Source organism: Kitasatospora sp. NPDC056327 (assembly GCF_042261735.1).
Lineage (GTDB): Bacteria > Actinomycetota > Actinomycetes > Streptomycetales > Streptomycetaceae > Kitasatospora.
Genome location: NZ_JBHJRC010000392.1, coordinates 1 through 6,622, shown reverse-complemented (window position 1 = coordinate 6,622; position 6,622 = coordinate 1). Strand labels below are relative to the sequence as shown.

At 77.2% G+C, this 6,622-nt stretch carries 7 protein-coding genes; 2 read left to right on the top strand and 5 right to left on the bottom strand.

Annotated elements, in window-relative coordinates; all coding sequences use genetic code 11:
• The 4 genes from ACFCX4_RS33635 to ACFCX4_RS33620 all read right to left on the bottom strand — a co-directional run.
• The coding region (locus ACFCX4_RS33635; RefSeq protein WP_376150822.1) for a CYTH domain-containing protein at window positions 1-699 on the bottom strand (699 nt) is incomplete at its 3' end.
• Between the two features lie 227 nt (window positions 700-926).
• Window positions 927-1,859 (bottom strand): RimK family alpha-L-glutamate ligase, encoded by a 933-nt coding sequence (locus tag ACFCX4_RS33630; RefSeq protein ID WP_376150820.1) that lies wholly within the window; start codon window positions 1,857-1,859, stop codon window positions 927-929.
• Window positions 1,860-2,010: 151 nt separating this feature from the next.
• On the bottom strand, window positions 2,011-2,559 hold the full coding sequence (locus ACFCX4_RS33625; protein WP_376150818.1) for a hypothetical protein: 549 nt from the start codon (window positions 2,557-2,559) through the stop codon (window positions 2,011-2,013).
• Window positions 2,560-2,739: 180 nt separating this feature from the next.
• Window positions 2,740-3,378 carry an HD domain-containing protein gene (locus tag ACFCX4_RS33620; RefSeq protein WP_376150816.1) on the bottom strand — a complete coding sequence of 213 codons (639 nt, stop codon included), beginning with the start codon at window positions 3,376-3,378 and terminating at the stop codon, window positions 2,740-2,742.
• 116 nt (window positions 3,379-3,494) lie between these two features.
• On the opposite strand from ACFCX4_RS33620, the gene ACFCX4_RS33615 reads away from it, so the two are divergent.
• On the top strand, window positions 3,495-4,475 hold the full coding sequence (locus tag ACFCX4_RS33615) for a GlxA family transcriptional regulator (RefSeq protein WP_376150814.1): 981 nt from the start codon (window positions 3,495-3,497) through the stop codon (window positions 4,473-4,475).
• Window positions 4,476-4,912: 437 nt separating this feature from the next.
• On the opposite strand, the gene ACFCX4_RS33610 is transcribed toward ACFCX4_RS33615, so the two are convergent.
• Window positions 4,913-5,485, bottom strand: coding sequence for a TetR/AcrR family transcriptional regulator (locus ACFCX4_RS33610; protein WP_376150812.1), 573 nt, complete (start codon window positions 5,483-5,485; stop codon window positions 4,913-4,915).
• 71 nt (window positions 5,486-5,556) lie between these two features.
• Here ACFCX4_RS33610 and ACFCX4_RS33605 point away from each other — a divergent pair, with 71 nt between their 5' ends.
• On the top strand, window positions 5,557-6,042 hold the full coding sequence (locus ACFCX4_RS33605; RefSeq protein ID WP_376150810.1) for an FBP domain-containing protein: 486 nt from the start codon (window positions 5,557-5,559) through the stop codon (window positions 6,040-6,042).
• Window positions 6,043-6,622 lie beyond the last annotated feature (580 nt).

Below are 6,622 nucleotides of genomic sequence, written 5' to 3'. Positions count from 1 at the left end.
GGCCGGCCCCGGGCAGCCGTGGCCGCCGTCGACGCCGATCGCGTGCGCGAGCTTCGACGACCAGGGCGAGCGCACCAGCCCCGCCTCGGTGAACGCGGTCTCCAGCCGGTCCAGCAGGGACGTCCCGGCGCCGTCCAGCTCGACCTCGAACTCCGTCCAGCCGCTGACCTCCGCACGGCTCCCGGGGCCGGCCGCCTCCCCGCCGCCGGCCGCCTCCCCGCCGCCGGCCGCCGCCCCTCCGCCGGTCGGCAGGGCGCCCAGGACCTGGGCCGCGACCCGGTCCTCGGTGATCTCCGCGAGCGGGTCGCCGCGGTCGTCCCGCAGCAGCAGCCGGGCCCGGCGGGTGCGCAGATGGGCGACCGGCCCGAGTCCGGCGTCACGCGTGTAGGCGGTCAGGAGCCGGGCGAACTCGTCCGGGACGTCCTGCGGGCCGCCCGCGGTCAGCGGCAGGGCGATCTCCCGGCGCGCGTCGGCGGCGACCGGCAGCTTGAGGTGCCAGCCGGCGTCCTCGCCCCCGGTGCGCCGGCGCAGGGTGATGTGCCGGCGCAGCAGCCGCAGGTCCGGGGTGTCGTAGTAGACGGCGTCGAGCGCCTGCCGGTCGGCCCGCTCCACCGAGGCGACGCCCGCCACGAGGTCGAGCCGTTCCGGCAGCGCGGTTCCGTGGTACTTACGTTCCGTTTCGACGTGTGTGGTCCCCATGGCCTGCGCCTGCCCCGCGTCGGGGTGCCCATGCGTGCGCACGGGCCCGGGCCGGGCGCCGGCGCCGGGCGAACGGCGGAGGCGGGCACCCGGTCGACGCACTCCGGCGGATCGCCTTCCTCCTGGAGCCGCGCTGCGCCTCCCCGCACGGCGGCCGGGTGTTCCACGCGGCGGCGGAGGCCGTCCGCGGCTGCGTGCGGCGGGCCCGGTGACCGCCGGGGCCGTTGTCACGGCGCTGTCCGGGGGTGGGGTCGGCGGGGTGCCGCCGCGCGGGCCGCGACCGCCTCGGCGAAGCGGGCCGGGGCGCCGGGGTCGGTGGTCAGGAAGAGGTTCGGTTCGACGAGTTCCAGCTCCAGGACCAGGGGTTCCCCGGTGGCGCCGAGCACCAGGTCCACCCGGGCGAAGAGCGGGGCGGGCGGTCGGGCGACCGTCCGCCGGGGCAGGGCCGCGAGGGCGGCCAGCGCGGTGCGGACCTCCGCACCGGACGGCCGGTACGGCGCGAGGCCGGGGTGCGGCATCCGGTCGTTGTCGATCACGCCGGGCTCGGTGAGCAGCGGCTCCTTGCGGACGGCGTGGCTGAGGACGCCGTCGAGGAGGACCAGCGCCCGCTCGCCCTCCGCCACCCGGGGCAGGTACGGCTGGACCATCGCCGCGCGGCCCCGCTCCAGCAGCATCCGGACGTGCCGGGCGGCCTCGGCGTGCGCGCCCCGCTCGTACCGGGCGGTGTCCAGCGCGCCCGCGGAGACCGCCGGTTTGACCACGACGCCGTCCGCCCCGTCGAGGTCGCGCGGGTCGAACGGGGCCCCGGGCGCCAGGAATCGGGTCGGGACGACGGGCACCCCTTGCCGGGCGAGCTCGCGCAGGTAGTGCTTGTCGCTGTTCCAGCGGATCAGGGGCGCCGGGTTCCAGAGCCGGGTGACGCGGGCGGTGCGGTCGGCCCAGGACAGGAACGCGTCGATCCGCTCGACGTAGTCCCAGACCGAGCGGACGACCGCGCCGCCGAACCGTTCCCACGCCGTCCCCGGCGCGTCCCAGCGGACCGGTTCCGCCGTCAGCCCGTGGGCGGCCAGCGCGCCGGTGACGAGGGGCAGGTCGTCGTCGTACTCCAGCCCGGCGCGGCTCGTCACCAGGGCCACGGTGGTCGCGCGGGTCGGGTCCACGGCCACCTCCTCCGGGGCCTCCCTCCCACGGCCACCTCCTGCGGCGCCGCCCTCCCGCATTGTCCCGCCGCGCGGGCGGCGGCGCGTCCGGGGACGGGGTGCCCCCGGGGCCGGCAGGTACGGGGCGAGCACGTACGGGGGCGGCCCGTCCTCAGGGAACGAAGTGCGCGCCCAGCAGCCCCCGCCCGGCGTCCGCCGCCGCCCGCCAGACCGGGGGGACGCCGTCGAGGAGGGTGTCGATGTCGTACGCGTCGCCCTCGTCCCGCAGGGCGGCGGCCAGCAGTACCGCGGCCCGGTGCCGGTCGCGGGCCGTCCAGGTGAAGGCGCACTCGACGGCCGGGAGCGTCCGGCGGACCTGTTCGGGGGTGAGCACGAGGTCCCCGAACCAGCCCGGCAGGCCGCCGAAGCGGGCTGGCCCGAGGGCGTAGGCCAGCGCCGCCGCAGGGTGGCTGCCGCGTACGGAGACGGCGAGCGAGGGCAGCGAGGCGTCACCGCCCTCCTCCCAGGCCTCGTGGACGCGGCCGATCCGCACGTCCAGCGCGGCCGGCGCGCCCGACTCCACCACGTCGTGGCGGACCTCCTCGGTGCTCCCGCTCGCCCGCCACCGCCGGAGGAAGGCCTCGGCGGCGGGCGAGGCCGCCTCCGCCTCGATGGCCGGCAGCAGCTCCGGCGCGTACCGTGCGATGGCGTCGGCCCGCATGGGCAGCAGACACCACGTCCCCAGGAAGCCCATCGTTTCCCGCCCCTCTTTCCGTCGCCCCCGTCCGGGCCGGCCCGTTCCGGCCCGCACCCGCCATGCTGCCACCGGGGTCCGACAAACCGGACCGGGCCCGGGCACCCGGCCCGGGCCCGGAAGCGGTCCCGCGCAGGGTGCCCGCGGTCACTCCGCCCAGGCGGAGCCGCGGATCACCTCGACGAAGTCGCCGCGCTCGAAGCCCGGCACGAAGTGCGCCAGGACATCGGCCTTGACGTTGCCGAAGGTGGTGGCGGGCCGGTCCCTGATGCCCTCGGTGAACGCGGCGAGGATCCGGTTCTTGAAGTCGGGCCGGGGGTGCGCGGCGGTGACGGCGGCCCGCTCCTCGTCGGTGACGGCGTGGTAGCCGATGCCGAGGACGTCCAGCTCCACACCGCGCGTGACCAGGGCGATCTCGGGTGCCATGTGCAGCGGGATCTCCGGGGTGGTGTGCAGGGCGACGGCGGTCCACACCCGGTCGGCCGCCTCGCCGGTGATGCCGTGGGCGTGGAGGAAGCGGCGGGCCTCGTCCGCGCCGTCGATCTCGAAGCGCTGGTCCCGGCGGGCGAACCGCCCGGTGAGCCCCAGGTCGTGGAACATCGCCCCGACGTAGAGCAGTTCGGGGTCGAAGTCCAGCTCCTGCTCGGCCCCGCGCAGCGCCCCGAACAGGAACACCCGGCGGGAGTGGTCGAACAGCAGCGGGGAGGCCGCCTCCCGGACCAGTTCGGTGGCCTCCTGGGCCAGCGCGCTGTCGGGGATCCGCACGCCCGCGATCGTCTCGCTCATGATGACTTCCTCGGTTCGGTCTGTGACGCTCTGCCGCTCGGTGGACTCCTCCACCCTCGCCCCGGGGCGTAGGCTGGCGCCATGTCCATTCAGCCGTTCGCACCACGGATCCGGACATGACCGGCCGGGTGGCCTTCCTCGTGTTCGACGCCGTGACCCTGCTCGACGTCAGCGGCCCCCTGGAGGTCTTCCACCAGGCGGGCCGGTTCGGCGATCCCTACGGGACCGTGCTGGTCTCCCCGCACGGCGGCACCGTCACCGCCTCCAACGGCGTGGCACTGGCGGGCACCGTCCCGCCGGACGCCGCCGGCGCCGTCGACACCCTGGTGATCGCCGGGGCCGAGCACCTCGCGGAGGAGGGCCCCGACGAGGCACTGCTCGGCGCCGCGGGTGCCCTCGCCGGCCGGGCCCGGCGGGTGGCCTCGGTGTGCAGCGGCGCCTTCGTCCTCGCCGCGCTCGGCCTGCTCGACGGCCGCCGCGTCACCACCCACTGGCGGCACGCCGCCACCCTGGCCCGTCGTCACCCCCGGGTGCGGGTCGAACCGGACGCCCTCCACGTGCGGGACGGCCGCTTCCACACCGGCGCGGGCATCAGCGCGGGCATCGACCTCGCCCTCGCGCTGGTCGAGCACGACCACGGCGCCGGCGCGGCCCGGGAGATCGCCCGCGAACTCGTGGTGTTCATGCAGCGCCCCGGCGGCCAGTCCCAGTTCTCCACCGCGCTCGCCACCCCGCCGGCCCGCGGCGACCTGCTGCGCACGCTCACCGAGGCCGTCCTCGCCGATCCGGCCGCCGACCACAGCCTGCCCGCGATGGCCGCCACCGCCGCCGTCAGCACCCGTCACCTGACCCGGCTCTTCCGCACCGGGCTGGACACCACCCCCGCCCGCTGGGTCGAACGGGTGCGGCTGGACCGCGCGCAGCAGCTCCTCCTCGACGGTCACAGCGTCACCGCCGCTGCCCGGCACAGCGGGCTGGGCAGCGACGAGACGCTGCGCCGCGCCTTCGCCCGGCACCTGGACACCACGCCCACCGACTACCGCCGGCGCTTCGCGACCACCGCGGCCGGGGGCGCGCAGGCACCGGCGGGGCCCTGACGGCTCGCGGGCGCGGGCCGGTGCGATCCCGGCGCTCCCCGGGACCGTCCGGGACCGTCCGGGCCGTCGACACCGATCGGTTGCCCGTCCCGGCGGCGGGAGGCCGCCGGCCACGGCCGGGTAGGGTCCTGCGGAGCGCCGTCCGGGCCGCGGCGCCGGGGTACGCCCGCCCCCGCCCCCCTGGGACGGCAGCCCCGGCGACGTTGCCGTGGTGGGGGCGCGAGGCGCCGGTGGCCGTGCGGCCGGCGAACGGACCGCGGGTCCGCCGATCATCCGCCCGCCTCCGCGGCCGGTCCGGAACGGTGCCCGGCGCGCCGGGGCCGCACACCCGTCCGCCGTTCCCGCCCGGCGCGCCGGGGCGAACGCGCCTGAAGCTGTCGGCGGCGGACACGCCCCAGGTTCCTGCCCGGCCTGCGCGGCCTGCCGGGGCGAACGGCTCAGCGGGCGGCGGGCCAGTTCCGCAGGAGGGCGTCCAGGGCGTCGATGATGCGCGGCCAGGTGTGGTCGGTGGTGCGCGGGGTGTGCTGGAAGGAGCCTGCCTGTTCGAGGGCGACGTAGCCGTGGAAGGTGCTGCCGAGCAGGCGGACGGCGTCGGTCTCGTCGGGTTCGGCGAGGTCGTAGCCGCGCAGGACGGCCCTGGTCATCTGCGCGTGGCGGGCGCCGGCGCTGTTGCGGGCGGTCTCCGGGTCGAGCTCGAACCGGGCGGCGGCGTAGCGGCCGGGGTGTTCGCGCGCGTAGTCGCGGTAGGCGTCGGCGAACGCGGCGAGGGCGTCCCTCCCGGCCCGGCCGGCCAGGGCGGCGGCCGCCCGGTCGGCGAGCTCCTCCAGGGCGAGCAGGGCGATCCGGGTCTTGAGGTCCCGGGAGTTCCTGACGTGGGAGTAGAGGCTCGCGTCCCTGACGCCGAACTGCCGCGCGAGCGCGGAGACGGTCACCTTGTCGAAGCCCACCGTGTCGGCGAGTTCCGCCCCCGCCCGGGTGAGGCGTTCGGCGTTCAGTCCCACGCGTGCCATGTCCGTCCTCTCGCTCGCCTGGGCTCATCATACATTTGCCTAGGAGTCCTAGGTAATTTACTTTGGATCCTATGAAGCCGTTGACCGAACCCGAGATCCGCGCCGCCTTCGTGAACTGCACCAAGGGTGAGGCGTCGCGGCTGAACGTTCCGCGCGACCTGGCCGAACGCCCCTGGGACGACCTGGACTTCCTGGGCTGGCGCGACCCGCAGGCCCCCGACCGCGCCTACCTCGTCACCGTGTTCGACGGCCGGCCGGTCGGGGTCGCCCTGCGGGCCAGTGGCGCCGGGGCCTGGCAGGCCCGGCGCAGCATCTGCTCGCTCTGCGTGACCACCCACACCGGGGGAGTCTCCCTGCTGGTCGCTCCCCGGGCGGGCCGGGCGGGGAAGCAGGGCAACTCGGTCGGTGCCTACATGTGCGCGGATCTCGCCTGCTCGCTCTACGTGCGCGGCAGGAAGGAGGTCGGCACCAGGCTCCACGAGTCGCTCACCGTGGCGGAGCGGATCGACCGTACGGTGGCCAATCTCTCGGCGTTCCTCGCCAAGGTCACCGCGTAGGCCGTCGCGCAGGTCGCCGTGCGGCCCGTCGCCGCACGGGTCGTGGTGCAGGCCGCCGCGAAGGTACCACGGGCGGTTCCCGGTGCGGAGCGGCCGGAGCGGCGGGTTCCCCCTCCGTGCCGCGCCGTACCCGCCGCCCCACGACTGCCCCCCCGCGCCGCCCCGGTCGGCACGGGGGGAGGAACCGGGCGGCCGCCGGTGGGGCGGCGGCCCTGCCCTGGAGCGAGCATGCCAGGACGGCGGCCCGCGGTGTCGGCGCAGCGTCGACCGTTGCCCGGCACCGCGTCGACTCGCCCCCCGGCCCGCCGGTGCGGCCCCGCCCGGTGCCCCCGGGCCCCGCCTGGTGCCCCCGCCCGCCGGTCCCCCGCCCGGCCCGGGGCGCCGGTGTCGGGGGATCGTTTCGAGACCGGGGTGGGGCGTGCGACCTGACGGGGTGCCACCGGCTCCCGGGTGCCGTGACGTGCGAAGTCCGGTTCGGGGGAAGCGCGGTGGGGGAGCGGTGGGCCGACGCCGCCGCGGTGGGCGGCGCGGCGCGGGCGCACAGGGGCGGTCGAACAGCGGGATCGCCGGGGCCGGGTGG